The sequence below is a fragment of the Vibrio orientalis CIP 102891 = ATCC 33934 genome, assembly GCF_000176235.1.
Lineage (GTDB): Bacteria > Pseudomonadota > Gammaproteobacteria > Enterobacterales > Vibrionaceae > Vibrio > Vibrio orientalis.
The window spans coordinates 1,276,696-1,303,160 of the sequence record NZ_ACZV01000004.1; the positions used below are offsets into that span (position 1 = coordinate 1,276,696).

Annotated in this window: 23 protein-coding genes; 8 read left to right on the forward strand and 15 right to left on the reverse strand. The window is 40.9% G+C overall.

Annotated features, from left to right (window positions below):
- Nucleotide 1 precedes the first annotated feature (1 nt).
- The 7 genes from VIA_RS09255 to VIA_RS09285 all read right to left on the reverse strand — a co-directional run bounded on the left by VIA_RS09255 (nucleotide 2) and on the right by VIA_RS09285 (nucleotide 7,994).
- Nucleotides 2-1,486, reverse strand: coding sequence for an ABC transporter substrate-binding protein (locus VIA_RS09255; protein WP_004412655.1), 1,485 nt, complete (start codon nucleotides 1,484-1,486; stop codon nucleotides 2-4).
- A complete protein-coding gene (locus VIA_RS09260) occupies nucleotides 1,483-2,493 on the reverse strand; it encodes a Gfo/Idh/MocA family protein (protein WP_004412656.1) in 1,011 nt (336 codons plus the stop codon). The genes VIA_RS09255 and VIA_RS09260 overlap by 4 nt, the downstream gene beginning before the upstream one ends.
- A 242-nt stretch (nucleotides 2,494-2,735) precedes the next feature.
- Nucleotides 2,736-3,035 carry a helix-turn-helix domain-containing protein gene (locus VIA_RS09265; protein WP_004412659.1) on the reverse strand — a complete coding sequence of 100 codons (300 nt, stop codon included), beginning with the start codon at nucleotides 3,033-3,035 and terminating at the stop codon, nucleotides 2,736-2,738.
- 168 nt (nucleotides 3,036-3,203) lie between these two features.
- Complete coding sequence (locus VIA_RS09270; RefSeq protein ID WP_235801287.1) at nucleotides 3,204-3,827, reverse strand: helix-turn-helix transcriptional regulator; 624 nt, start codon at nucleotides 3,825-3,827, stop codon at nucleotides 3,204-3,206.
- A gap of 102 nt (nucleotides 3,828-3,929) precedes the next feature.
- Nucleotides 3,930-4,529 carry a response regulator transcription factor gene (locus VIA_RS09275; RefSeq protein ID WP_004412662.1) on the reverse strand — a complete coding sequence of 200 codons (600 nt, stop codon included), beginning with the start codon at nucleotides 4,527-4,529 and terminating at the stop codon, nucleotides 3,930-3,932.
- Nucleotides 4,529-5,671, reverse strand: a complete 1,143-nt coding sequence (locus VIA_RS09280; protein ID WP_004412664.1) for an EAL domain-containing response regulator — start codon at nucleotides 5,669-5,671, stop codon at nucleotides 4,529-4,531. Before VIA_RS09280 ends, VIA_RS09275 begins: the two co-directional genes overlap by 1 nt.
- Nucleotides 5,664-7,994 carry a sensor histidine kinase gene (locus VIA_RS09285; protein WP_004412666.1) on the reverse strand — a complete coding sequence of 777 codons (2,331 nt, stop codon included), beginning with the start codon at nucleotides 7,992-7,994 and terminating at the stop codon, nucleotides 5,664-5,666. The genes VIA_RS09280 and VIA_RS09285 overlap by 8 nt, the downstream gene beginning before the upstream one ends.
- A 131-nt stretch (nucleotides 7,995-8,125) precedes the next feature.
- On the opposite strand from VIA_RS09285, the gene VIA_RS09290 reads away from it, so the two are divergent.
- From VIA_RS09290 to VIA_RS09310, 5 genes are all read left to right on the forward strand, one after another.
- Nucleotides 8,126-9,019, forward strand: a complete 894-nt coding sequence (locus VIA_RS09290) for a LysR family transcriptional regulator (protein ID WP_004412669.1) — start codon at nucleotides 8,126-8,128, stop codon at nucleotides 9,017-9,019.
- A 390-nt stretch (nucleotides 9,020-9,409) separates the two neighbouring features.
- Entirely contained in the window at nucleotides 9,410-9,997 is a 588-nt protein-coding gene (locus VIA_RS09295) for a fimbrial protein (RefSeq protein ID WP_004412671.1), read from the forward strand.
- A 74-nt stretch (nucleotides 9,998-10,071) separates the two neighbouring features.
- A complete protein-coding gene (locus VIA_RS09300) occupies nucleotides 10,072-12,489 on the forward strand; it encodes a fimbria/pilus outer membrane usher protein (RefSeq protein WP_004412673.1) in 2,418 nt (805 codons plus the stop codon).
- Between the two features lie 8 nt (nucleotides 12,490-12,497).
- Complete coding sequence (locus VIA_RS09305) at nucleotides 12,498-13,205, forward strand: fimbrial biogenesis chaperone (protein WP_004412675.1); 708 nt, start codon at nucleotides 12,498-12,500, stop codon at nucleotides 13,203-13,205.
- The gene (locus VIA_RS09310) at nucleotides 13,180-14,112 is read left to right on the forward strand and encodes an OmpA family protein (RefSeq protein ID WP_004417023.1); all 933 of its coding nucleotides are present in this window, start codon (nucleotides 13,180-13,182) and stop codon (nucleotides 14,110-14,112) included. Before VIA_RS09305 ends, VIA_RS09310 begins: the two co-directional genes overlap by 26 nt.
- 165 nt (nucleotides 14,113-14,277) lie before the next feature.
- On the opposite strand, the gene VIA_RS09315 is transcribed toward VIA_RS09310, so the two are convergent.
- The 5 genes from VIA_RS09315 to VIA_RS09335 all read right to left on the reverse strand — a co-directional run bounded on the left by VIA_RS09315 (nucleotide 14,278) and on the right by VIA_RS09335 (nucleotide 20,695).
- The gene (locus tag VIA_RS09315; RefSeq protein WP_235801288.1) at nucleotides 14,278-15,045 is read right to left on the reverse strand and encodes a hypothetical protein; all 768 of its coding nucleotides are present in this window, start codon (nucleotides 15,043-15,045) and stop codon (nucleotides 14,278-14,280) included.
- Between the two features lie 454 nt (nucleotides 15,046-15,499).
- Nucleotides 15,500-17,476 carry an RICIN domain-containing protein gene (locus tag VIA_RS09320; protein WP_004412680.1) on the reverse strand — a complete coding sequence of 659 codons (1,977 nt, stop codon included), beginning with the start codon at nucleotides 17,474-17,476 and terminating at the stop codon, nucleotides 15,500-15,502.
- A gap of 60 nt (nucleotides 17,477-17,536) precedes the next feature.
- Nucleotides 17,537-18,706, reverse strand: coding sequence for a hypothetical protein (locus tag VIA_RS09325; protein WP_004412682.1), 1,170 nt, complete (start codon nucleotides 18,704-18,706; stop codon nucleotides 17,537-17,539).
- Between the two features lie 167 nt (nucleotides 18,707-18,873).
- Nucleotides 18,874-19,164 (reverse strand): hypothetical protein, encoded by a 291-nt coding sequence (locus tag VIA_RS09330; protein WP_004417027.1) that lies wholly within the window; start codon nucleotides 19,162-19,164, stop codon nucleotides 18,874-18,876.
- Nucleotides 19,165-19,516: 352 nt separating this feature from the next.
- A complete protein-coding gene (locus VIA_RS09335) occupies nucleotides 19,517-20,695 on the reverse strand; it encodes an MFS transporter (RefSeq protein ID WP_004412684.1) in 1,179 nt (392 codons plus the stop codon).
- Between the two features lie 216 nt (nucleotides 20,696-20,911).
- Here VIA_RS09335 and VIA_RS09340 point away from each other — a divergent pair, with 216 nt between their 5' ends.
- Nucleotides 20,912-21,409: a GNAT family N-acetyltransferase gene (locus VIA_RS09340; RefSeq protein ID WP_004417030.1), complete on the forward strand. Its 498-nt coding sequence runs from the start codon at nucleotides 20,912-20,914 to the stop codon at nucleotides 21,407-21,409.
- A 36-nt stretch (nucleotides 21,410-21,445) separates the two neighbouring features.
- Here the strand turns inward: VIA_RS09340 and VIA_RS09345 are convergent, their stop codons facing one another.
- Complete coding sequence (locus tag VIA_RS09345) at nucleotides 21,446-22,417, reverse strand: phosphotransferase (RefSeq protein WP_004412688.1); 972 nt, start codon at nucleotides 22,415-22,417, stop codon at nucleotides 21,446-21,448.
- Nucleotides 22,414-22,695, reverse strand: coding sequence for a GNAT family N-acetyltransferase (locus tag VIA_RS09350; RefSeq protein WP_004417033.1), 282 nt, complete (start codon nucleotides 22,693-22,695; stop codon nucleotides 22,414-22,416). Before VIA_RS09350 ends, VIA_RS09345 begins: the two co-directional genes overlap by 4 nt.
- A 171-nt stretch (nucleotides 22,696-22,866) precedes the next feature.
- On the opposite strand from VIA_RS09350, the gene VIA_RS09355 reads away from it, so the two are divergent.
- On the forward strand, nucleotides 22,867-23,601 hold the full coding sequence (locus VIA_RS09355; protein ID WP_004412692.1) for a flagellar brake protein: 735 nt from the start codon (nucleotides 22,867-22,869) through the stop codon (nucleotides 23,599-23,601).
- Between the two features lie 57 nt (nucleotides 23,602-23,658).
- Here the strand turns inward: VIA_RS09355 and gltS are convergent, their stop codons facing one another.
- Nucleotides 23,659-24,885: a sodium/glutamate symporter gene (gene gltS / locus VIA_RS09360; protein WP_004417034.1), complete on the reverse strand. Its 1,227-nt coding sequence runs from the start codon at nucleotides 24,883-24,885 to the stop codon at nucleotides 23,659-23,661.
- 644 nt (nucleotides 24,886-25,529) lie between these two features.
- On the opposite strand from gltS, the gene VIA_RS09365 reads away from it, so the two are divergent.
- Nucleotides 25,530-26,450: a polyprenyl-phosphate transporter gene (locus tag VIA_RS09365; RefSeq protein ID WP_004412695.1), complete on the forward strand. Its 921-nt coding sequence runs from the start codon at nucleotides 25,530-25,532 to the stop codon at nucleotides 26,448-26,450.
- Nucleotides 26,451-26,465: the final 15 nt, after the last annotated feature.

The window sequence follows — 26,465 nt, forward strand, 5'->3', positions numbered from 1 at the left end:
TTTAACCTTGGTTTATCCAAAGCTTGCCCAACTGACACCAACCAAAGCCATCGACTGCACTACCTTTAATACGTTCAGAGACTTCAAGACGAAAGTTCTCTTGCTTTAGCTCAGTCATGATTCGTTGCTCATTGAGCCACGCTCTTAGATTATTCATCAGGCTTAATGACTTTGTTACATCAGGTTCACTACGAATCGCCTTAAGCTGAGATTGAATTGCTAGTAACACGTCATCAGCTAGCTTCAAGGTTTCAAATGGACAGCGCAAAAATAGACTTAACCAAGCTGCGTAGCCGTCATCTTCTTCAATGATACTGCACAGGAGAGCGTCTTTTGTAGCGTGATAATCACCATAATCAATCACAAGCGCACTATCCCCTTGTAGGCCATTCTCGGCAAACAACTGCTGAGCATCAGAGGTGTCTTCAACCGCCACGACACGTGATTCTTTAGGTATTAATGGATTCGATATCAGCATAAACGTAGCGGGAAAATTGCTCTCTATCGTTGCGGTATTCTCTGGCATTTGTATGCGAAGTTGGTTATGAGAACATTGCTTACTTACCGCCCAATCAGGATAAAACCAAATTTCCACGCGGTCGATGATTGGCGCTCGGTGACTGTATAACGGATTTCTGTTCAATCGCAGCATGTTGGTCGAGAATACGTCGAGATAAAATGCGCCAGAACCCACCGGGTTTAGAGACGCACCATAGCGAAAAATCGACGCTTCAGCCTTGGCAAACATTCGAGGCAAGTGCCAATCCGTTTGATTCAATTTGACTTCAATAACATTGCCAGAAATCGCCCTGAACGACTCCACATGTTGATAGCAAGCAGCCCAATGTCGATGAGAGATAAACCCTTCTAGACTTCTAACAATGTCTTGCATACTTAGCGGGTGACCATCATGAAACTGAATATTATTTCGCACTTGGAATGTCCAAACCGTGCCATTGGTATTTGACGCCCAGTGGTAAGCTAAATCTCCTTCAAGCTCATTGTTCGCAACTTTAGTTAAGCGTTGATAGGTTTGCATCACCAGAAAACGCTCTGTTCTGCGTAACACCTTATGAGGATGCAGCGGCTCTATCGCACGATGGAAAGGGATATAAACAATCTGTTGTGCGCTTGGGTTAGGATGGTTTAAAAAGATCTGAAGTTCTTTACCTGCATCACGTCCGCCAAAACTCAATATCTTTAGCAGCTCATCGACTCGCCCAAGTTCTGCTAACTGCTCAGCCGCCTGATAGCAGGCATTCATTGGCTCCACTCGGCACTCCAATGATGCTTTTTTATGACGCCCTGAACTTGCTTGCCAGTTTATCCAACCACTTTCTTCCATCGCTCTAAGCAAGGTAAATACGTACCTTTCAGTCACATGCCACAAAGAAGCGAGTTGACCAATCTGGCAGTGAGACTCTCCTGGGCCAAACGTACGAAATAGCTGTTCATAGAGTTCTAGCTTACGCTTAAGGTTTTTCATACCGCTTTAAGGTTCTCCAAACGCGTTAAATGACCTAATCCATTGTCTATCAGCGCTTGCTCCATCGTAGTGAGTACACGCTCCGTCACTTGATGTAAAAGCACATCTGACTTTAGTTCATTGTTACTCACCAGTCGCGAAAAGTGATCGATTTCGAACTCGAACCCGTTGCCTTTGGTTTGTGACTCAATAATAGTGGTGATGCCTTTATGCTCAATCTCAATCAGCTGCGGATTCCACCACTTATCTTGAATCGTAATAGTCAGGTCCTGCGCTTTTAAAACTGCACTGCGCGGCAAATCAGTTGTGATTGAAGAGGAAATCTTGCCTTTTACCTCACCACTGAAGATAAAACTGGCATCAGTATCGACATGGCATTGTTCTAGCGTATTGAGCATTTTTACCTGAGGTGGTGAAACATCGACGCCCATACCGTGGCATAAATCATAGAAGAGCCACAAGCTATAAACGCCAACATCTAAGGTCGATCCACCTGAAAGCTGATCATTAAAGATAAACACGTTCGGGTCATAGTCATTATGGTTGCCAAACCCGGCTTCAATAGAAGTGAGTTTAATATGATTGTTTTTAAGGTAGGATTTTAGCTCTCGGTAGGCAGGAAACGTCACTGTTTTCATTGCTTCTAACAGTAAGACACCGTGCTGCTCAGCCAACGCTTTCATCTCTAACCAATCTTTAAGATTGGTAAATGCTGGTTTTTCGACGAGAACGTGCTTTTTATGGCTTAGAAATAGCTCAGCCAAGGACTTATGATAAGGGTGTACCGTGGCAATATACACAGCTTCTACGTTAGGATCTTCAGCCATCTCTTGGTATGCCCCATACTGCTCTAGCGCACCAAACTGTTCACCGAAGAACTGAGCTCGCTGCAAATCTCTCGCTGCTACCGCATGTAACTGACCATGTTGACTAAACTGGGTCAATGCTGTTGCGAAACGCTGAGCAATATTTCCTAAACCCGCGATACCCCACTTAACTCTTCTCATCTTTTATCCTTTTACGCTCATATCTTGGATTAAAGAGCATACAGAGGCAGAAGAAAACTAAATAGCGTACAAAATTTCTATTCTGTTCATGGCTTGATGACAAAAGCCACCACCTCAGTCTTTCAAAAGCATTGCCATAAGGTTATCAACTAAAAATAAAGGCGTATTGCACTCAATACGCCTTTGTCTAATCAATTGTTCACTCATTGCCAATATCTCAAAACTTACTAAACGCCTCTAAACTAACCTATATTATGTCCTGCTAAATTGGTATTCATTAAGCAATAGCCAAAGCCACGAATGTTGACAACGTCAAATTCGGTTTTCGACTCTTTAAGAACATTGCGACATTTGTGAATAGTGTGGGTTAAGTTATTATCGGTTACTGGACGTTGCCAAACATAGTCTTTAATGCTGTATTTCGACACTATGTGATTTTCCCCATAACGAGAGAATACACATAGCGTACGCACAGTTAGCATCGACATGTTTGTTAGAGAGCTCATCTCTACCACCATCTCTTCTTCAACTTTCAGCTTCAATCCTAGATACGTTTGAAGCCTATTTAATTGCTCACACCCCGTGCAAGAACTCAGACTACATACATGCTCACATTTCAACGAGATACCGCCTTAAATTTTATTTAGCTATCATTACTATCTTACGTATTATGATACCTAATAGTCAGCATGCATATTATAGGAGTGCCACTACCTCGCCGTAAGAAAGCTCTCACATGAGTTTACTTTCGGTACAAGATCCATAATATGAGATACATTGAATTTATCGAGAACCCTCTTTTTATATGTCGATACGGTTTTATCACTAATATTAAGTCGACGAGCCACTTCTTTATTTCTATGCCCTGCGGTTAGCAACTTAAGTACCGTTAGCTCTCGTTGTGACAAATAAACTTCATTAGCTTGTTCGCAATTCTTATGTTTTTTGAATGCATAACCATGTGCAGCTGCCATTAGAGAAGCTTGAAGCGTTTCAATCGAATCTAGACGTGAGACAATACCCATAATGTTCATAGTGTCGAAAAGTCGCCTGTAAGACGAGGTCATATTCATACTATACGCAATCGTGTAGATATGAGGACGTGACTCTGCTAGAAAAGTCATCAATTCGGATGCTGCAGACAAATCATTCGTCGGATCAAATATTATACCGTGCACCGGTTTAGTCTGTAAGATCGCCTCAACATCAGAACAATCACTGAGAGCGTAGACATTTCCAACAAATGGTTGGCTAGCAACAAGTTCTGTCAAAGAGTGACGTAATAGTGGCTGCGGTTCGATAACAATAAAATGAATTGAATTGTCTTGTAACATGACTACCTCGTAGATTGATTGATTTGAGTAATCCATTACCGAGGTTTCATAATAGGGGGTTTTGTTTTACTTTGGGGAAAAGTTAGTTTTCCCCAAAGGATATCACTTTAAGATATAGCTCGAATTTTTGACAAGCATGAAAACTGATCTCACATCATATTTGTCGAGGATTCGACGTTTATACGTACTCACCGTTTTTTCACTGATGTCCATCCTTCTAGCAATTTCCTTATTGGTATGTCCATCGAGTAGCAATCTCAGTACAGAGCTCTCGCGAGTAGAGAGTTTTATTGCACCAGTTCCTTGAGTGGAAGCAGCATTCGCCTGACGGAAATAAGTGTAACCACTGTTCACCGCTTTAATCGCGTCAGCCACACGAGAGACGCTTTCTTTCTTATCTAAATAACCTGAAGCGCCAGCACTAATCGCTAAATCAGAGCACAATTTTTCATCTTTACTTGAAACAACGATCACTTTGCCATCAAAACCAAAGCCTTTTGCTTTATGCAGCAAGTCAAAACCGTCATCGTCGCCCAACTCGATATCTAATATTAGTATATCGACCTTATTTTCCGCCAAATATACAAAGGCTTTCTTGGCATTAAAAGCTTGCACTATCGTTGCGTTTTCAAAGTTATCTTCTATTACGTTTTTAAGTGCCGCACATACTAGTGGATGATCATCAACGATCAAAATATTCATCAATTAGACCTCTCTATTTGGGGGCTTGGTTTACCTAATAGAAAACCCTGACATATATCAAATTTTAACTCTTGAGCTAATCGAAGTAGGTCATGATTTTCTACTCCCTCTGCTACAGTTTGAATATTCAACTCTCGACAAACTGAAACGATATTCTTTATCAAGGCATACGTTTTTTCGTCTTCGTTTCCAGCGAGGAGAAGTTGCCTAGATATCTTAAGTTCATGAAATGAAAGATTTGCAAGTTTTCTAAATGTCGCATGATCGTCACCAAAGTCATCAATAGAAAACTTCACACCAACTAGAGATAACTTATTAAAAGCGTATAAAAATGCGCTATCCAATAGGTAACTTCTCCCCTCTGTAATCTCTATAATGATTTGATCGAAATCAAAGTCAAATGACTCTACTAAATCAATGATCGAATTCACCATACCTGGGTTTACAAAGATATCAGGCGGTGCATTTATCGAAAACGATACATCGGTTCCATTTCGCTTCCAATAACGTATCGCTTTCTCTAAGCTAAGTAAAAAAAGCTGGCAATAAAAACTTGTTGGTAATTCATCTGTTAAAAAACGAGCGGCTGGTATTGTCCCTTGTATAGGATGCTCAAAACGGGACAACACCTCATAGCCGACCGTTTTTTCTGATTCTGTTGCCACTTTTTTCTGATAGTAATTCACTATCTGATTTCGATACAAAGCGGTAAGCAAGTCATGTAGTTGAAAGTCGTCATCCAAACCTGTTGGCTTTATGCTTTCGCTTAGCTTTAGCGACTGTAACGTTTCCTCTAATGTGTCGATGCAAAAGGGCTTTTGTAAAAAGTTAACGTGTTTAAACCCAAGTTGATTGGCCATTAACACCACAGATTGAGAAAACCCCTGAGCAATAGAGCTAATCATTAATATAGGTACAGATTTATCAATCGATGCAAGTTTGCGAAGAAAATCCAGACCATCACATACGGGCATATCCACGTCACAAATGATCAGTTCAAATGTCTCGGTAGCTAAAATTCTAGACGCAATCTCGCCATTTTTCGCATGCTGCACAGTATCAGCCCCGAGGTCATTTAAATAAACACTCGTGACTTCTCTATCAATATTACTATCATCAATCAATAAAACATTGTTATACATTGCCAGCCCCAACTTCTCTTAGTTTATTTGATAGAACCTCAATCAAGACCTGCTTTCCTTCAAAAATATCTTCAGTCTTACTCGACCCAAGACATTGATTCTCTAGATGCTCTGCAGCATCACCAACTTCAAACTCACCTACAGAGTTAGAACCTCCTTTAATTCTATGAGCGATTTTTCGAATTTTTTCCTCATCATCCGCTAATTCGAGGCGGTGTAAATCTTTTGTCATTGTATCTTTGTATACCTGAGCTAAGTGCTGTCTTTTGTCATCTGATAAAGTGGACATATAACTGGAGATTTTTTTGTTCTTCCTAGAAGATGTTTTGTATTTGGCTTTGTTACTCGATATCACTTCGAATAACCTTTTAACTTCAAAAGGCTTTAGAATGACATCATCAAAATCAATCATTTTTCTTCGTAATGATTTCGAATGCTCAGCAGTGCAACCTAAAATCGGTTTGTATTTGAATGATGCTAAATTCTCTCTAACCCACCTAACTAACGATATTCCGTCCATCTTTGGCATATGAACATCGGTAATCAGCATATCGTAGTATTCTCCATTTGCTTGTAGTTCCTTCTTGGCTTCAAGGCCATCTGAAACGATTACTGCATTGACGCCCAATAGATCCATCTGTTCACTCAGCATATATTGGTTAATAGGGTTGTCCTCCGCGATCAATACCTTCAAACCGACTAATATGTTTGCACCACCGCTGGTGAAGCCTTTATTAACTGTACCGATTTTTTCTTTACACTTATAAAACAAATCAGGATAAAAAGGCTCGGTGCTGATTTCCCAGACACCATATTGCTCGTTAAACCCCATGCCTAATCGGTTATTATTAATCAACACATAACGATCTTTGTCTTCGCTGTGCTTTAGTTCATCTATTGAATCGATAATCTTGATGCAGTTTTCTTTATCTTCTTCGCATGAAGAAAACCAGTTACTCACCTTCGTGTTTTTTCCGGCATAGTCGAAACAAACCTTCTTCTTCTTCTTATATTCATAGTTTTTCAATGGTAACGAGATCATGACGCTTGTCCCTTTACCCTCTGCCGAATTAATGGAGATGTACCCAGACATTAACGTAGTGAGCTTTTTAATAATGGCTAAACCTAGACCTGTACCGCCATACTTACGTTCAATGGAATCATCCGCCTGACGAAACGGGTCAAATATAGACTCCAACTTATCGGGACAAATGCCAATGCCCGTATCATCAACGATTATCTGGATGCTTTGCGTAGCCACACGCACGGTAACCTTAATCTTCCCTTGCTCGGTAAACTTCACAGCATTGGATAGAACATTGTTTACTATCTGGCTAAGCCTTAGAGCATCAGTCAAAATGTACTCGACGTCGCTGTTATCCCATTGCGTTTCAAATACCAGTCCTCTTTCCCTTGCTGACGCTTCGTGTAATCTCACTAAGTCACCAAGAAGATCTGTATACGAGACCAACTCTTCAACTAAAGAGATACCTTGGCTATCTAACTTGCTGTAATCAAGAATGTCATTAACCAATAACTGCAGATTTCTGGCCGAAGACATGAGACTTTTTAACTTATAATCATCCGCAATATTGCCATTCTCGAACGATAAAAGTTCCAATAAGCCAATCATAGATGCTATAGGGGTTCTAAGTTCATGACTCATCGTCGCCAGAAAACGCTCCCGACTTTGGACAGCCTGTTCTGCAAGCGAGTGAGCTTTTTCTAATGCGGTGCGTTGCTGATACTCGGAAGTTACATCGTCAACCACCGTCAGCATTTTTTGGCTATCAGGGATCGCTCGCTTGGTAACACGTATTTTATCAATAAACCCGAATTCACAACGCTTTTTATAGTGTGTATTTTCAAGATCGTGGATACTATTTTCTTGTCCATCTATCTGTTGATGTACTCCACAGCCTCCAGACTTTTTACACGACTCATAATAAGGGCAGTTACAATCTACCAGGCCTTCATCGTTCTCGAGAAAAATAAGACTAGGTAACTGAGAAATAATATTCTCAGTCCAAGCGGGTGCTCTGCTCTTTCCTATACTTGATTTCGACCAAGTTCTTACCAAAAACAATAGTAGTGCTGAAATGACCAATGCCAGTATAATAACTAGGTTCATCATTATTCCTTCCATGAATGAAGAGCTCAGACTAGGAAAGTCTTGATCCAAGAAGAGAATATAGTTTGATTGGCTCAATTCACCGCCACTAGAGTTACCACTGATAGATAAATAATAATCACCAAATACATAATCTAATGAGGGAACAAGGCATACAACTATGAAACCAAATGAACCGAACGACTTTCGCATTACATGACGCCCATAAGAAATATTGATTAATTTTATCTTGTTGCACGAAATTTCGATGTAAGACTGGATGATGCATTAAGTACGAAATATACTACGTATTATTGGTTTGATTATTTCAGTACCCTAAGCCTATGAAAAAGGTAGAAAACCTTCAGTTACTGTATACCCTATTGGAAGTATATTATACGCAAAATTTATCGGAAGCAGGGCGAAAGCTTGGCAAAACGACAAGTTCGGTAAGTAAGGAGCTCTCGAAACTGAGAGAACAATTTGATGATACTCTCTTTGTACGTTCGAATAATCGCATGCTGCCTACAGAATATGTGAAAAGTATTGCACCAGAGATAGAACAGATGTTACGTGATATTGGTCACACTCTAATGTCAAAAAATACTATTTCTAACAAGAACTATTGCAAACCTATAAAAGTCGGAATTTCACATATATTAATGGAACTATATGGTGCTGAAATATCACTCCAGCTATCCAAACAGTTCCCACAAGCAAGTATTGAGTTATTAACTTGGGACTCGGTGACAAATCAACAACTTCAAAACGAGCAGATCGATTTTGGTATCCATTTTAATCTCGTATTCCATCCTGGTAAAATCAGGTATAGACGTATTACCGCAAGTAACCTCGTCGTAATTTGTCCCGAAGGGGATACTGATAAATCTTTGGAACAACTATCGCAAGAGCGTGATTTTATGTTTTGTCGGCTCAAAGACTGGAATGACACTGAAACAAACTTCTTCGATATAGCAAGCGATAACGGTATCTCTATTAATCGTTCGTCTTTGATAGTCGATAACTTTAACATTGCGATGAAATTAGTTAATCGTGAAAACCTTTGTTTCATTGTACCTCAAGATTTCGCAGATTATTATCAAGCACCCTATATTTCATGGCCACTGCCCACAAAAGGTATTGTCATTGGACTTTACCATCATGCCCAACAAAACGAGATGTTAACGGCTGCCGTCTACGACTCTATCTCAAAAATTATAAAGACCCCCTCCAGATAATTGCAGGTTGTTTGACGATTTTTATGAATAGTGATCACACTGTACTAGTTAATAGATATAATGAGCTAGAAAGTTACTATTTAATCCAATAAACTCCAATCTGAATTCATAATAATAATTATGGAGTGGAAAAAATCACTCTATTTAATGAAATACTACCTACATACGAGAATGTATTAAACCTAATAATTTCAATGTGTTAATTCTTCACCATCCACCCTAAAGGGAAATCCCTACACCTTCATCGGAATAATACTACATCCACTATCCTTGATTCTCATTAATATATCCAAATGAATCCGTAAAATAGCACAGGCCTTTTGCTTTGGAAGGCAAGAAATTATACCAGTATTACTAGGTGTTATTGTAAATTCCAAAAGGATATATCGAATGAAAAAAAGTGTTCTAATTAAAACGGTTATCGCTAGCAGCATGCTACTAGCTAGTGCTGGTTCTTACGCTGCCGATGGTACCGTTACCTTTAATGGTAAAGTAACTGCAGCTTCATGTACCGTAACTGGTGGTGCGACTGGTGGTGGTAGCGCGTCAACTGCCCTTAACGTGACTATGCCAAGCATTACTACTGGAAGTATTGGTACTACGGCTGGTGATTTAGCTGGTATGACAGCATTTACCATCACACTTACAGACTGTAAGAGCCAATCAACCACAGCTGAAAAAATGCGAGTCGCTTTCTCTGGTCAAGGTGATCCAACCAACCAATATGTCTTAAAGAATACCGCAAGCACAGGTGGGGCTACCGGCGTTGGTATCCAGCTACTTAAAGAAGATGGCACTAGCATTATCGACATCAACGGTGGTAGCAACAAAGCGGACGAAACAACGCTTCCAATCAGCACCGATACTGCAGAGTCTTACATCCTCAATTTCAACGCAGCTTATGTCAATGTAAGCGGCTCAGCACCTACTGCGGGTACCGTAACTTCAGTAGCAAACTACACAATCGAATATAACTAATACTGTCGCGCTCACATCCCCACCTAGAGTCAGTTCCTTTTTGGGACTGACTCCCTGATTTCTGTCGGTACAGCATGAATAATTATCAATTTTTACGCTTTATCCCACTATTGCTTTCAACTCAAGCGATGAGCTCAGAGTTCGATTTGAGCTTTATGAATAGCGATATTTCGGGTGAAAAACTTGATACAAGCTGGTTTGAACAGGCTATCGCACCAGGTGAGCATATGATTGACGTCGAGCTCAATGGGCTTAGTGCTCAACGCATGCTAATTGAGTTCAAACAGTACGCAACTAATAATATTCAACCTTGCCTTTCAAAAGCTCAATTGGTCGATTTGAACATCAAAGTGCCAGAAGTGAGTAAAAGCTGCTATGTCGCAACAGACATCAGCACAATGGCAACAGCTAACTATATTTCTTCGCAGTCGTTGCTTGTCCTCACTGTGCCGGATATTAATATCGAAAAGAAAGATGGCAAACTCAAAACACCTCGCTCTAAATGGGATGAGGGTGTTAATAGCGTTAAGCTGAATTACAATTCGTATATTAGCGATACAAGCAACTCTTCCAATGTGAATGGCTATCTTGGCGCTCAAGCACTTGCAACATTTGGTATGTGGCGCTTAAAAGGGGGAGGCAACCTCTACAAAAATGGCAGTGTTTACAACTCTAACTTGAGCGATTTTTTTGTCTACAGAGATATCGACTCGATTACCTCTCGGGCAAATTTCGGTGAAATACGCACCAGCAATATTTCTGCCATCAACGGTTCACTACCGTTGACAGGCCTTCGTGTCGCAAAAGCAACAAGTATGTTCAAGTCACATTGGAACAGCTATGTTCCTGTTTTAAAAGATACTGCCCTAAGTTCGGCCAAAGTTACCGTCCTTCAGAACGGATTAGTTCTGTACAGCCGAGTTGTGCCGCCAGGCGAGTTCGAAATCGATGATCTTGACGTATCGAGCACTGGTGCTGATTTAGAGCTAGTCATCGAAGAAAGCAACGGGCAAATTCGACGCAGAACAATACCATTTACCAAGCTACCATCGTTACTTCGCGAAGGTAGTTTTAACTACTCCATTTCGGCAGGACAATATCGCAACTCGAACTCTTCGATTCAACCTGCGGTGCTTACTGGTGGTTTGGAATACGGGTTAGGAGTAATTACGCCTAAATTCTCCTCTTTACTGTCCGAGCAATACTATTATGGTGAGTTAGGTGTAACTTACGATCTTGGTCGATTTGGTGCGATGTCTTTTGAAGGCGGCGCCACTCGCTATTCTAGTTTTGACGATAATCAGGATTACAGTGGGTTTATTCTTAAAAGCTTGTATGCAAAACAGTTTTATCGTTCGGCTACAAGCTTACAGTTGGTCGGTTATCAATATCGCTCCCCTGATTTTCTTAGCTTCGAAGAGTATGTATCTACCGCGAATCAATCTGACCCTGAAAGAGCAGGGCTTGGTTTACGAAATCGATTTGAAGTCTCAGTCAATCAGCCAATCAGCGAAGCGACACTGTACTTGTCCTATAGATATGACACTTATCATAATTCATCGCTGAGTGGCACATCACTTTACTCGTCGCTCAACTTTAGCCTTGGTCGTATCTCAGTAGGTATGAACTACACCATAAGCGATACTGTTCTAGCCAACTATGGGGTAAGTAGTGATAAAAGGTTGGGTCTATCTCTATCTTTACCATTTGGCGAAAAAAATGACTCTAGCGTTGTGTTCTCATCCACCCATGAACAAAACACTGGCGCGTTTAACAATCAGCTTTCGTACAATGGGAGAACTGGAAATTACGATTACAGCACGACCGTAAGCCAAACAACGAATGACACAAGCACGGGTAACGAGTCAGTCTCTGCTATGGTGAGAAACTCGACGCCCTATGGACAGTTTTCTGCAAATATTGAGTCAAATGGAGAAACAACATCCGGAAGCCTAAGTGCCAATGGCGGACTACTCATTTATGAGGGTGGCGTTGTTGCTGCTCAGTACCTGGGTGAAACTACCGCCATCGTTCAGGTGGATGACGCTGAAGAGTTGATTGTTAACCACAACCCGACACTAAGAACGAATAAGGACGGTGTCGTTGTTATTCCTTACGCAAATGATTATGGCTCCAACAAAGTTTATATCAACGCTGAAGAAAACTCTGACGTTCAACTCGTAGAGTTCAGCAAAAACTACGTTCCACGACGAGGCTCTACTGTCTTAGTCAACTTAAAAGCTCGTGTAGGCAAACGCGTACTAGTGAAACTGAATACGGAAGAAAACTTATTTGGAGAGCCAGTTGTTTCACTAGACAACCAATCTGACGAGATGTCTTTTGTAGGTACTGACAATATTGTTTATCTGTCAGGCATTAAACCTGACCAATCAGCCACCTTCGTTGTTGGTTCTGGTCGTTGTGAATTTTCGATCAACGTAAGTCCCGACTCTAAAAGTCTGCAGGACATCGTAGAGAGAAGTTGTAATTAGGTACAAATATGTTATTGAGATCCTTACTAATTATTGTTGTTAGTCTTTTACCAATTATTCAAGCGCATGCGGGAGTGCGCCCAATAAACACAAGGGAAATAATTACAACCTCTAAAGAACACCAAGTCGATATTATCAACGATTCTGCGGGGGAATACCTTGTTCAGTCTTGGATAGAAGATAGCGACGAGAACACTAGCGACCTTCCGCTCGTGCTGACACCACCTATCTTCAAGCTAGGCGCTAACGAACAAGGTTTTGTCAGAATTCTACCTATCGAAAACAAGCTTGCTCAGGACAGAGAAAGTATCTTTTTCCTTTCCGTACAAGAGATCCCACGAAAATCTGAAACTGACCAAAACCAGTTAAACATTGCAGTAAGAACTCGAATTAAAGTCATTGTTCGTCCAGAGCAGTTTAATTTACAAGGCTTACTTGATGCGGCTAAACAGCTTTCTTGGAAAGTTATTGAAGAAGATGGGAAAAAATACTTCCAATCAACGAATAATAGCCCTTATTACCTAAGCCTTGGCCACCTACAAGCAGTTAGTGGTAGCACATCAAAAATGCTTGATGACAGATTCAACATGACTCCGCCTTTCAGTCAGCAGAAGTATGCAGTGCCAAGGGGAATCAATTTAAAAAACATGTCTTTGGAATTTGGCATTATTAACGACTATGGTGGTTTAAGTGAAATTCAAACTGTTAACTTTTAGTATTTGTATGACGATGTATTCGGGAGCATGGTCAGCTCCCAACACTGCAGATGACAATGCAAAGCGTAACGATTATTTCGGTTTTGCAGCAGGTTACCAACCAACAGAAGACTACTTTTCTCCTAACGTTATTTACGGGTTCGATATTTCTCCATCATTAGCGATTGAATCTCAACTTGGTTATAACAACAATACAAAGCTGGACAACAAAAACTTCCTAGCTCGAGTCACTTTATATGGACGCTCGTCGTTTACTTCGAACACTTCGCTACTGTACGGGCCATTTATTCAGTATGAAGATGACACCAACCCATTTCGAGCTGGCTTTTCAAGTATTGTACAGCACCGACTGGATAAGGAGGTGGCGATCTGGGGCGGAGTTTCAGCCGTTGTAAAAAAAGAAACCTCTGTGGACGTCGTTCCAGAATTAACGTTGGGTATTACATGGGCACTCTCTACTTCAGAGCCAGCCCGCACAATAATTTCAGAGCCAAGTCCTACATTGCCCCCTGAGTCTTTACGCAACATAGATAAACAAGTAACAGAGACCCTACCGCAGCAGCCAGCAGCAACACTTCCTCCTGAAAAAGCGAGTGTTGAAGCAACGCATGTGTTCAAAGTTGATTCCAGTTACATTTCCAATGAAAAAGTACTCAAAGAGAGTATTCAATATCTTCATCAACACCCTGATATGAGCGTACGTATCATCAACAAACACTCTATAGGCGGAACCCTAGATTACAACCGTTGGCTAGGTCAACGAAGAGTAGAAAGACTACGTGTGTTTTACGCAGAAAATGGAATCGATGTACAACGACTAAAGGTTAGTTCTTCGATCAACGACAAACTTGGCCAACCACTAGTTCAAATATTATATTTTGAAACCGAGAAATCTAAATCGTTATAACCAATACTCTTTCTACTTAATAAATAAAAGCCTACTGTATGACAGTAGGCTTTTATTTATCATTATATGCATGAAGAAACTTATGAAAGATTGAGCAACTGGTATTTGCACTTCTAATGTCGCACTGCACTAAACCTTTCTAAATTGGAGTTTTTTGGAGATAAATTAATTGTATCGGACAGATAACTGCGTTTGAAAACTGAAGTTTCCGTACCCTGTGGATCCAAGCAAGAACTTAGCGCGCATAGGTATGGTAAAGCTATTTCCCTGACTGCTATTACTAAACTGGTACATGGTTGAAAATGACATCTGCGTTTCCGCACCAACGCTATTGAATATGTGCATTAATATTATCTGACCACCAGAGTTATGCAATAACGATGTCTTATCAACACTTAATGATACACCTGTCGTCATGACCGGATTAACGGTCAATTGTACATTGTTTTGCATTACCGATTTATCTGCGCAATTGAGTACTACATTGAAGTAGCTACTCACTTCATTTCTTACGTTCGGGATTAGTGCAGGTACTTCGACATTGGTAGGGTGCGTGATATTGCAAGAAGCGTTGTATACCGGGATTGGCTGCGAATTAGGAACACTTGAAGGGCTAATATAGGGACTACCTCCTGTGTTATAGATAAAACTAGCTAGGTTGTACGATGTAGCAAGGTTAAGTGCTACTGAATTAGAATATGGAATTTCACCCGATTTAATCACATTAAATATTGGGCTATTGAATGTTCCATTGACAATTTCTTCGTGGCCATATTCTGGCGTTTTGAACTGATGAAATATAACTTCATTATTCGACCCTGCAACACCTCCAACAGCGCGCAAGCTTTCCAGTTCTATCCCCTCAACATTACTGCGGTACCTGTTGTCACCGATAAAGCTCCCTGACGCTCCACGAGTCCCGGCTTGAAGCACGACATCATTATTTGTAAATGATTGAGTCTTGCAGGAGTAGTCAGTTGATAGGATCAACTGCCCTAATATGTCCCCATTTTTATAAATATCGTTGGAACTTGGTAAATCTACTCCTGTGTATGTTAGTTTTTGATTTAAAAATGTACACTCCCCTCTATTTAAAGCAAACACATTGTTGCTCAATAGGAGAAGTGGCAGGAATAGTATCGTACTAAATTGGTTCGTCATATGTCGCCCCCTTCAAAATGAAATACACACTATTGTATATTCGATAGAAACACATCAAGGTACGATTATTCTTACTTATGTGTCGGTATTTTCTATTGCTAAACATTAAAGAGAACTAGAGAACGTAAAAAGGTTCCTATGCTAATAGGAACCTTTACAATAATTAACCTGTTGATTTATTGCGTTAGAATAGAAAAACGTCGTTCACGACTTAAAGATACTAAGCCTATAGGTTTTGTTTCTCAAATTGCTGATCGCCTGAACCTGGAGAGCAAGTCCAAATAGTTAACGTGGGGTTACCAGCAGAATCTCGGCGATGTTGGTCGACATCTAAACAACGACGTTTCCCTCCCATTAAAGTTCGAATCGTCTTATCTGAACCAAATTCCCATTTTTGGTTACTCCCACTATGGCATTGATAAGAAATCACTGGTTGGCGATGTCCGTTGTGAGCGGCTTTTACATCAAGGCAATAGTTCGTTCCTTCCACTTTAATCTGCTTAGTTGCTCCGTCATAAATTAGCTTCTGGGCACCAGTTTGATGGCAGTTTCTTTCGAGAATTAAATTGTTCTTCGAACTTGCTCCCCCCTTAAAGTCAAAACAACCATTATAGAGATCATTAAAGATCGAAAATGAATCACTTTTGTTTAATGTTGTATCCCCACTCAGCACCCATCGGTTATTAATATACGTGACAACTAAAGTCTCGCCGCGCTTAGGTGTGTAGGTCATTTCGCCATCAATGACGTTAAAATGATAAGTCGATTTGCGCTCAAACTTCAACCTTGTGTACTCTGGCACACCTTCCGGAAGAACGAAGTTCCTTGTCCAATGGCCATCCGATGTAACCAAATGCAAATCACCTTTTTCAGCAATTAGGTTCTTTAATGCCAAACTACTGTTTTCAAGGCTACGTAGCAACGTATTGCCGTTGACTAGGAAAAAACTATAACTTTTATCAACAGAAATACTGAATGACTTAGCTCGATCGTTTGGATAAGAAGAGCCAGTCCAGAATCGTGCCTGATTGTAAGTTCCTAGTTTATTATTGCCGCTCAAATCGGAATATAACGTTATCTCAAGACCTGGATGTATGGTGATTGTTGACAAAGTGCGTTGAAGCCCAGATTTTAACGTTGTTAGCTCGTCGATTTTTTCTCCAACTTCCACACACTGACTCACTGCTCGTTCAAAAGCAACTGAATGAAGCGCATGATGTTCAAAAAAGCAGCCGTACGTATCATCTCTCTCAATAAATAGGTGTTTACCCTTATCATTAAGGTTCGCGCCTACATAAGAATTTGTTTTATTCCACGTCCCATTTACTTTTGAGTTATGGCCTGAAAAGTTTCCTAACGTCGCCCTATAACCTGGTTTAACAGTCAAGCTACTCGAATCTACTAGGCCATAATTAGCCATCAAATATGGAAATTTCGGTGAGTCCATTTCCTTTGAATGGTTTATTTCATCTTCACTAAAGCATTCCTTTTTCCCATCGAAGTCCACATGCTTGTAAAGGCACACAACTGACTCTTCAGGCACAGGTGGCACTGGTGAGACGTCAATTTCATAGCTAGGTGTACACGATTCGATATAAGTGGGCTCATTAAGCAAGAAACCGCCTACAGAACACGCTTTGATCGATTCTGTATTTGATTCGATTGTAGGTAGTGTTAGATAGATTGACTGTTGACTATAACTGATTAAATTTTTTAACACATGACCGTTTTGGTCCAATTGTTCCGTGTAATGAAAGCCAAACCTACCGCTAATAATATCAAAGTCACTAATGGAAGTAGCCGGCTCGTCATGTTTTAGCGAGTCGTTATCAAGTACTCGCACCGTCAGGTCAGCAGAATTACCCGCCATAAATCGAGGTGCAACTGAAGATCTCAACATATTACGACTTGACCAAGGGCTAGTACACTTAGAAGTCGTTTCGGTTGATGCACAAAAACGCACTCCAGCCGTTGGATTTTTAGGGATCAAATAAGGTTTATTTGAAACAATCTCCCCAGAGTCATTAATCCATTTTAGTTCAATATATTTATCATTAATATAGTTCGTCGCTAGTTCATTATTAATTTTGCCTAGCAAAATCTCACTATCATCAGCTTTGCTTTCAATATCTAATGACATTGAAAATGCGCTACCTACGGGTGCCATTACACCTAATAGGATTAACATGAAATTCTTATTCATTATTAACTCCAAAATTTAATTATTATTACTTCCAAATTCTTGCAAAAGAATGAGTATGTATTAAGATTCTTCGTCTTCTTTAACAATGCAACTCAAGTAACCGTTATAGACTTCACTAGGTGCGACTTGAGTTGTATTTGTCCCTGATATAGAAACTGTCTCTGCCCAAGTTATTCCTGCAAAACTGAACGGACCATTATTTGTAGTCGCATTTGTCCAATAATTGGTCATTCCTGGCCAAGTATCATCAAATACTGTTGTATTTTGAGCGAGCGACTTAAGCTCACTGCTTGTTGGGGGGGTGGCACGTGGAGAAATGTGTTTACAGTAACTTTCGACAAGGTTTACGCCATCACTTGTCAAACGTGGAGATGCCACGTAAGTTTTACTACCAACGGTTTCTTGTAAGTAGCTTTGACCTGGAAACAATAGATCGAATTGCACTTTAGTTGGTGGTTGAACCCAGTTCCCTAAGTTATCAGGTCGCTTTGTAACCAGTCGGGTACCGCATGACTCGGGTTCAATGAGAGGATTAGCACCGTGTGACGATAAACCAAAGGAACATATGCTAACCAATGGTACCGATGACAAGTCTAGCCTTGCTATGGTTGTGTTGTAGCTTGTTGATGGATTTGAAGTATTGTGGCTAAAACCAGGCAGGATAGACGTTGACTGAAGGACTGTTGTATTTGACTTTAAGGTGTAGAATAGACTAGTGACACTAGGTGCACTAGATGGCAAATCGTCAATACTATCGGTCCCAATATAGTCAACACTAAACCTTACTTTTACAGAGGTGTCTTCGTCATTTAGTATCTCTTCATTGGTTATTGCGTTGTTAACTTCCCAATAATCATTGATATCAGCTACTGCCGATCTTGCACTTCGTGGTTTAGCATTATTATTAGCAAAGGCACTGATAACCTTTAGTGTATTGGAACACTGAACGTTTCCTTCTTCGATTAAACAGAGTTTAATATCTTTATTTTTATCATTTTCATTTGGAGTATAAGCAACACCTTTATGCCTAATTTTATTATCGACCATCCAAACATAGTCGTTAACACTTCCATCTTCTTTATAATGAAAGATTAAGTCGGAATTATCTGATGCAATAATAGGAAACCCTACAGCAGTAGACTCATCACTTCTTGTTACTGATTCTATCTCTAACCCATACGCTAAAGATGAACCGACCAAACTACCAAATATTAAAATGTAGTTTTTCATACTTACCTCATATTTAAGACTTAATGTAAACCGATGCGACTTACATACCTAAGCTTAAACATAAGAAAAGAACAAACCATCCTATTACTTAGTGTTAATTATTATTAATTAAAAACAGAGATCATCATCACTCAATTATTTATAAATTTGAATAGTTGCTCTAGTTATCAGATGTAACTAACTAAAAGTACAGACGAACTTTCAATACTATGTTTATTAATAATCTCAATTTTCTCAGCTGTATACTCTACGCAACCATTAGTCTTCTGCTGACTCTTGGCCGAGAAGTTTCTTACATCCAACGCACAGGGTTCCTGCATGATTCTTCCTTTAAATGTAATTTGACCACTGACAGGTTTGCTTTTCACTTCTGAAATGTCATTCAATGGCTTATTAAACTCACTCTCTGCCATTGCCGACACTGAAATTAATAATAGTAACGATGATAAATATTTCATTTCTTACACCCCTTATATTTTTCCTACACTTATTATTTAGCAAATATTCAGACGTAAGCAAGTATTTTCTTACAACAAAACTGATTAATAATTATTATTTGTGAGACTGATTTTTAAGTAGCTATTTAATAGGGATATTTTAGTAACTTGTTTCTGTCCAATGTAGGAAACAAATAAGTCACTTATTTTTCCTTAAATCTGACTTGAGATGAAGCGTAGAATCGGCCAATAACTGACGGGCAATGTAAGGCTCTCTAACAAAGAAAAATAAAGGCGTATTGGAAATCAACGCGCCTTTATTTCATTCTATCATTGGATATTTAGACTAAATGGCCAAGGTTTCAGGTAGGTGCTAGGTCCACTTAAGTACCCGAACTTCGTTCCCCTCTTCAGGAGCTCTTGGGATGTTGCGTGAAAGCATTAGGCTCACTAGCGCCATACCTGCGCCAATATAGAACACCGCTGATGGAGAGACTAACCAAATCAAACCAAATGAAACCGGGATGAATACGGCTGCAATGTGGTTGATAGTGAAAGCTACACCTGCGGTAGAGGCCATATCTGCAGGATCGGCAATCTTCTGGAAGTAGGTTTTAATCGCCAAAGCTAAAGCGAAGAACAGATGATCAATTACATACAGCGCCGCTGCCCACTCCGCACTTTCAACCAAAGCATAACCAACGAACACACCAATCAGCCCTACATATTCAAATGTCAGTGCCTTACGTTCACCCACTTTACCAATAAAGCGTCCGATACGTTTCGCAAACAAGAAGTTAAACAAATAGTTGATTAGAAACAACAAAGTAATATCCGCAGCCGAATAGCCAAAACGCTCAACCATTAGAAAGCCCGCAAAGACGGTAAAGATCTGGCGACGAGCCCCACTCATGAAGGTGAGTGCATAGTAGAGCCAATAGCGTTTCCTTAGCACCAGTTTCTTATTTTGCTGTACATGGGTTTCAAACTGAGGGAATGCAAAATTCATCCAAGCCACCAGCAAGAAGCCAACACCACCAAAAGTCAGGTAAACCCACTCGAAGTCCATTGTTAACACTTCTAAACAGAACCACAACGCGCCATAAGTAATGAGTGATGCCAGTGCACCGATCGAAATAAATTTACCCAGCATTTCCGGCGCTTCATCTTTAGAAAGCCATTGCAAAGAGAGCGACTGCTTCAAGGTCTCAAAGTAGTGAAAGCCTGTCGACATAAGCAATGTGGTAAACAGCAAACCAAATAGCGAAGGAAAAAAGCCCGTGATTGCGGTACCTAGTGTTAGCGCACCAAGCGCTAAAATCATAAAACGCTGCTCTCGAATAAACAGCAGAACAAATACAGCCGTAAAAGCCAAAAAACCCGGTATTTCACGAACACTCTGCAATAAACCAATATCTGAACCATCAAAGTTGGCGCGTTCAATTACGAAGTTATTCAGGAGTGCCATCCAACTTGAAAAAGCGATAGGCACGACAATGGAAATGAGCATGAGGAAGTTTTGTGGCGTTTTCCAGCTCGCTGAGTGGTTCATGTTTCGGTCCTTATGTGAATAGCCTGTTACAATAAAACGCCTCTTGCCAATAAACAAACTTATTTACAATTTATACCTAGCAGTAAAGATTCTGAGAATTAGCGCTACCTTTAGTGTAAAAATCTAAGTGAATAAAAATATTAAAAACAATGCTTTAAATATTGTTAACTTCTCGTTATGGTGTTTTTATGTTCAACCAGTCGAGAGAGAAGAAAAATGGAAATAATCGTACGTCCGACATTAGTGAGTGATGCAGCCGCATTATGTGAAATTTATTCACAACCTAAAGCGCAACGCGAGACACTCCAACTGCCAAAACCATCGGTAGCAATGTGGACACAACGACTGGAAAACATGCCTCAAGGTGTTTATAGCTTTGTTGCTGAAGTGGATGGAAAAGTCGTAGGTAATATAGGCTTCGAACATTCACAGCGCCCGAGAACGGCACACTGTGGTAGCTTTGGTATCGGTGTCCATGACGATTTCCACGGCTTAGGTATTGGTAGCAAGTTGATTGAAACGGTTCTAGATTTGGCAGACAACTGGTTGCAAATAAAACGCGTACAAATCGAAGTCAACAGTGACAATGAAGGAGCGATCGCTTGTTATAAGAAGTTTGGCTTTGAAATAGAAGGCGAGTCAAAATTTGGCTCGTTCCGTGACGGTGAGTTCATCAATACTTACTATATGGCTCGCATCAAACCTGGCTTATAGCCCAAAACACCTCAAGATTGATAGTAAGGCTTACCTCTATGGGTAAGCCTTTAACGTATCTAGAGCACGATCAGCAAGCGCTTCAGTATATGGGTTAATCTTCCAGTGGTTTGGACTCCAACCTTTAACAAAGCGCTGAAAGTCAGCCCATGCAATGGAGAATAGTGGTCGCCACTCGGCTTCAACATCAGCGACATCCAAAGTAGGTTGATAGTTATTGAGTACTCGACGCAAGTGAGCAAAATACTCATCTAAAATCCAACCTTCCATCACTTGGCACTGCTCGGGCTTTACTGCACTACTCATAAATAACGCCACATCTTTCATCGCACAACCGCGACCAATATATTGAAAGTCCACCGCTGCAGCACGAGTACCATCGGCAGAAAAACAGAAATTAGCTAACTTAGCGTCACCATGGACAAGAGTCTGATAGGGCGACTCTTTGAGCACTCGATCTATCTTATGGGCAGCCTGCTTGAGTAACTCATCATCGAGTGCCGCGAGTTCATCAGGACGTGTATCTAGATGCCAATACGTGCCGCACTCCCAAAGCCCTTCTCCTTGATGACCAATGTGCTGAGCATGAAAACAAGCTAGCCACTCTAAACAAGCACTTAAGTGGGACTGTTTTGCTTCGGCAACAACATCAGTAAAACCAAGCACAGACAAATCTTCCATTGCGATCAGTAACGCTTGCCCTTGCTGATCCACTTTCAGGGCTGCAGGCACTTTTGCTTCACAAAGATTGGCTGCTGACTTATACCAGTTCAATTCAACCTGATAAGAACGTAGCTTTCTTTGGTGTGAGAACTCGCTATTCCAGCCTTTTGGGTGATGTTCAGGCTTCGGCAGTTTAATATGCTTAACGATAATACTACCACTGCCACAATGCAGCCGAACCAGCTCACCATATCCCCCCCACAGCGATTGCAGTACCTCGGTATGCGTTAATGCTTCAAACCCCAGAGAGTCGAGTAGTAATTGATAGTCGTATTGCTTCGTCATTGTGCTTTAAGGTAAGACCATTGTTGATTGCGTTCTAGGTAGTGAGCTACATAGGGACAGATGGGGTCAATTGTGACACCACGCTTGGCGATTTCAGAGAGTAGTACCTCCATCATTACCTTGCCATATCCTTTCCCTTGAAGCTCTTCTGGTATCTTGGTAGAGGTAATTGCATACGTGCTTCCCTTGTCCACGAACTTTATTACAGCGTAATGATCAGCGTCTAAATGGACTCTAAACTGTGAGTTTACTTCATCAAAAATCAGTGAATGCGGCAAAATAGCTCCCAAAAATGATACTCAGATCATGTTAATGCGACATATTGGTGTTTGAATAAACATCAAAGCACACATAAAATTTATAATCCTCGAATCGGACATATATCGATTCGAAATGTATACGTCAACCTACCACTAAAACAATAACATGGTGGGGATCATGGAGGCTAGATGAACACCCAAGCAGTAGCAGTGAAAGCGCAGCCAACGCGCTCTTCTAATGATAGGAGTATCTCAACACTCAACAGCACTGATGCACTTGCGATGATCGAGCATGGTGGGGAGCTCACCCTAGGTATCTCTACACCGGTGGGTACCACTTTCCGTTGTAAGTCCTCCTTTATCGGCTCTCACTCTAGCAACGTTATTCTTATCGAGTTACCTAAGATCTCTGAAGATGACTTGAGCTTTTTCTTTCAAGAAGGTTTTTGGATAGCGATTCGCGCCATATCACCACGTGGAGAAGGGGCGATTGTTTCCTTCAGAAGCCAAATTCAACACGTGCTTAAATCACCCGTCGCGATGGTTGCGCTCTCTATTCCACAAACCATGCAGGTCACTCAACTACGAAAAGAACCTCGCTTTGACGTCAACCTAGCGGCGAAAGTCGTCGCAAATAGCCATCGGCTTGAATGCGAAATCAGGGATCTGTCCAAAGGTGGTTGTCGCTTTATAACTGCACCTTTAAGCCGACCATTTCAAGTCGGTGAAGAAATTGCACTGCACGTACAACTCGCCAATAATAAAGGGACTCACTTTGAGCCCCTATTTGGCACGGTATGTAATTTACAGCGCTCTCTTCATTATGCTCGCTATGGAGTCTCATTCAACGACCACGGCAAGAATAATGCGAAGGTGTTACTCGGCCATCTTAAGTTCAATGGCACTAAGCTTATGTTAAAGTAACCTTACAGACACAAAAAAGCCCCGCTCATTGTAGCGGGGCTTTTTAGTTGTCTAGGCTTATCCAATAAACGAGATATAACCCTGAAGGATAATCAGGTTAACGATATCGATAAAGAAAGCGCCGACGATCGGTACCACCATAAACGCCTGCGGTGACGGACCATATCGATTGACTAGCGAGCCCATATTCATCACCGCTGTCGGTGTCGCACCTAGACCAAATCCACAATGACCGCCAGAGATAACCGCCGCATCATAGTTTGAACCCATTACTTTGAATGTCACGAAATAAGCGAAAACACCGAGTACCACTGACTGTACCGCCAGAATAATGAGGAATGGAATCGCAAGATCGAAGATGTTCCACAGTTTCAGGCTCATTAACGCCATCGCTAAGAACAACGACAAAGAAACCGTACCGAGAATATCGACCGTTTCTGTATCCACTTTATGGACTTTAGTCACCTCAATCACATTAGTGATAAATACCCCGATAAATAGCGCGTAAACGAAATCAGGAATCATCAGCCAACTGACATTAAAACTACTTACCCACTGCTCTAAGTATTTCGCACCCGTTACACAGATCAGAAGAATAAACAGGACTTCAACGACTTTCTTAGCGGTTACCTTATCTTCTTCATACTCGTTATAAGTCACCAATTCTGGGAAACGTTCGTGAGTTTTTGTACCTGTGCCATATTCCGACTCAAAACCATTTTTATTGATCAGTTTCTGCGCCACTGGACTACCGATGATGCCACCAATAATCAAACCAAACGTCGCTGAAGCCATCGCTATCTCAAGCGTATTGGACAAACCATATGTCTCTGTAAACGTCTGTGACCAAGCTGCACCAGTACCATGGCCACCAGATAGCGTTATTGAACCTGCGATCAAGCCCATCAAAGGATCTAACCCTAGCGCTGTTGCCATTGAAACGCCGACACCGTTTTGGATGATGATGTAGAAAGAGGCTACGGCGAGGAAAACAAACACCTTCGCGCCACCTTTCATTAACTGGGTATAGTTCGCAGCAAGTCCAACAGTACTGAAGAACATCAACATAAAGATTTTTTGAAGCGGTAAAGAAAACTCTAAGTCGATACCATTAAAATGCATTAGCGTTATGATGAGCGCGACAATAAGACCACCAACGATAGGTTCAGGGATATTGAACTTTTTAAGGATGGGAAGCTTTGCGTTCACAAAATGTCCTAAAAAAAGAACACTGATTGCGATCAAGAAAGATTCTAGTGGTCCGACTGAAATTATCTGATTCATATAACCTCTTATTAGTTATTAACTCATCTTCCTTAACGAGTACAAAGCCCTACAGGCTCTGATGAGCAATGCTCATAGATTCATTTTTTCTATTGAAATTAGTCCTTATACAAACAGCCTCAAGATGCTCGTTTCAACAGTTGACCCTATAAATTTAAACTAGGGTTTAGAAAAGAAAGCGCACATTATTAATAATCTTGACCCTGTTTGTCGAGCCCAGAGCGCAAAATCCTGTCAATATTCCGGATAATTGACTGTAAACGAAGGTGGAAGAAGAGAAATTTTATTTATCCATCACGCAAAAAAATAGCCAACCGCAAATGGTGCGATTGGCTTATATATTGTGTGAACAAATTGTATTCACTAACAACGTCAGTTGGCTAGGTGACCCTCGGCTTAAGAAGGGTCACTCTTAGTAATGCAGATAGCGTGCCAACTTTATTTCCACGATTTTTTTGTGCTCATTCGCACTTTTTTGTCATTTTTAGCTCCCAAAATGCAATTTGAAAATTGCATTTTGCAAAGATTCGCAAAAGCATATTAAACTCGATTCTTATAGATACATTTGTCAAAGAATGATTTTCATACTTTTTTTACGTCGGAGCCGATATACTCATTGCACTTTAATTTACGTATCAACAAGAATGAACTACCTAACTACATTTCTAAAAGGCATGGCGATGGGTGCTGCTGACGTGGTACCCGGCGTTTCAGGCGGTACCATCGCATTCATTACTGGTATTTACGACACCTTGCTTGAAAGCATTCGACGCATTAACCCATCAGTTCTAGGCATCTGGAAACGTGAAGGTTTTAAAGCAGCATTCCAACATATCAACGGCTTGTTCCTCATCGCATTGTTTGGTGGTGTGCTCACCAGTATTGCCACTCTTGCAAAGCTGATTTCGTGGCTATTAGTGACTCACCCAATTCCATTGTGGTCATTCTTCTTTGGCTTAATTTTGGTTTCGGTGTTCCACATGCTTAAGCAGATTGAGCAAAGAAGCCTAAGTCGTTTTGTCTTGCTACTGTTAGGCGTCGCCTTTGCCTACAGCATCACCGTCCTTAATCCACTGCAATTAGAACCCACCAGTATTAATGTGCTGCTTGCAGGTGGCATTGCTATTTGTGCCATGATTTTACCCGGCATTTCAGGCAGCTTTATCTTACTGCTTATTGGTATGTATACACCGGTACTTGGCGCCGTGAAATCATTTGATATTGGGATTCTTGCACTATTTTTGTCTGGCTGCGTGATCGGTTTACTGACCTTCTCTCACGTTCTCTCTTGGCTACTCAAACGTTTTAGAGACCTAACTCTTGTGTTCCTAACCGGTTTGATGATTGGCACGTTACCTAAGATTTGGCCGTGGAAAGAGACCATCAGTTGGAGAACTAACTCACACGGAGAGCAAGTTCCATTAATCCAACACAACCTAATGCCGTCTGACTTTGAACTGATCAGTTCTCAGCCAGCTCAACTTGGCTTAGCCGTTGTGATGATGCTTTGCGCGATTGCGTTAGTGCTAGGGTTAGAGAAATTTGCCGAGAATCGCGATCTGTAAAAATCGCGCATGTCA

Bases quoted from the DNA above. Each gene is read 5' to 3' on its own strand.
- VIA_RS09255 (WP_004412655.1), bottom strand. From the start codon at position 1,486: ATGAAAAACCTTAAGCGTAAGCTAGAACTCTATGAACAGCTATTTCGT.
- VIA_RS09260 (WP_004412656.1), bottom strand. From the start codon at position 2,493: ATGAGAAGAGTTAAGTGGGGTATCGCGGGTTTAGGAAATATTGCTCAG.
- VIA_RS09270 (WP_235801287.1), bottom strand. From the start codon at position 3,827: ATGTTACAAGACAATTCAATTCATTTTATTGTTATCGAACCGCAGCCA.
- VIA_RS09275 (WP_004412662.1), bottom strand. From the start codon at position 4,529: ATGAATATTTTGATCGTTGATGATCATCCACTAGTATGTGCGGCACTT.
- VIA_RS09280 (WP_004412664.1), bottom strand. From the start codon at position 5,671: ATGTATAACAATGTTTTATTGATTGATGATAGTAATATTGATAGAGAA.
- VIA_RS09285 (WP_004412666.1), bottom strand. From the start codon at position 7,994: ATGCGAAAGTCGTTCGGTTCATTTGGTTTCATAGTTGTATGCCTTGTT.
- VIA_RS09290 (WP_004412669.1), top strand. From the start codon at position 8,126: ATGAAAAAGGTAGAAAACCTTCAGTTACTGTATACCCTATTGGAAGTA.
- VIA_RS09295 (WP_004412671.1), top strand. From the start codon at position 9,410: ATGAAAAAAAGTGTTCTAATTAAAACGGTTATCGCTAGCAGCATGCTA.
- VIA_RS09300 (WP_004412673.1), top strand. From the start codon at position 10,072: ATGAATAATTATCAATTTTTACGCTTTATCCCACTATTGCTTTCAACT.
- VIA_RS09305 (WP_004412675.1), top strand. From the start codon at position 12,498: ATGTTATTGAGATCCTTACTAATTATTGTTGTTAGTCTTTTACCAATT.
- VIA_RS09320 (WP_004412680.1), bottom strand. From the start codon at position 17,476: ATGAATAAGAATTTCATGTTAATCCTATTAGGTGTAATGGCACCCGTA.
- VIA_RS09325 (WP_004412682.1), bottom strand. From the start codon at position 18,706: ATGAAAAACTACATTTTAATATTTGGTAGTTTGGTCGGTTCATCTTTA.
- VIA_RS09330 (WP_004417027.1), bottom strand. From the start codon at position 19,164: ATGAAATATTTATCATCGTTACTATTATTAATTTCAGTGTCGGCAATG.
- VIA_RS09335 (WP_004412684.1), bottom strand. From the start codon at position 20,695: ATGAACCACTCAGCGAGCTGGAAAACGCCACAAAACTTCCTCATGCTC.
- VIA_RS09340 (WP_004417030.1), top strand. From the start codon at position 20,912: ATGGAAATAATCGTACGTCCGACATTAGTGAGTGATGCAGCCGCATTA.
- VIA_RS09345 (WP_004412688.1), bottom strand. From the start codon at position 22,417: ATGACGAAGCAATACGACTATCAATTACTACTCGACTCTCTGGGGTTT.
- VIA_RS09355 (WP_004412692.1), top strand. From the start codon at position 22,867: ATGAACACCCAAGCAGTAGCAGTGAAAGCGCAGCCAACGCGCTCTTCT.
- gltS (WP_004417034.1), bottom strand. From the start codon at position 24,885: ATGAATCAGATAATTTCAGTCGGACCACTAGAATCTTTCTTGATCGCA.
- VIA_RS09365 (WP_004412695.1), top strand. From the start codon at position 25,530: ATGAACTACCTAACTACATTTCTAAAAGGCATGGCGATGGGTGCTGCT.